Origin of the sequence: Pseudomonas brassicacearum (assembly GCF_003732265.1) — a bacterium.
Classification (GTDB): Bacteria; Pseudomonadota; Gammaproteobacteria; order Pseudomonadales; family Pseudomonadaceae; genus Aquipseudomonas; species Aquipseudomonas brassicacearum_D.
In genome coordinates this window covers 595-874 of the sequence record NZ_MOBK01000199.1, presented here as the reverse complement: position 1 = coordinate 874, position 280 = coordinate 595, and the positions used below count along the sequence as shown (strand labels likewise).

Sequence of the window (280 nt, the reverse complement as noted above, 5' to 3'; positions counted from 1 at the left end):
GCGATGATCTGGTCGAGGCCATCGCTGGTGGTGTCATCGAGGAGGATGCGCACGCGCACGCCACGGTCGGCAGCCTTGAGCAGTTCCTCCACCAGCATCCGCGTGCTGATGCCGTCATGGACGATGTAGTACTGCAGATCGAGGCTGGACTGGGCGTTGCGGATCAGTTCGGCGCGGGCGGTGAACGCCTCGCTGCTGTTGGACAGCAGACGGAAACCCGAGCGCCCCTGATAGGGCGCCGCTTGGGCCTGAATCGAACGGCCGAAGCTGGAGCCGGACG

The 280-nt window shown here is 65.4% G+C and carries 1 protein-coding gene; it reads right to left on the bottom strand.

The annotated features are described in order from the left end of the window. The coding region (locus tag BK660_RS30820; protein ID WP_259698558.1) for a phospholipase D-like domain-containing protein at window positions 1-280 on the bottom strand (280 nt) is incomplete at both ends.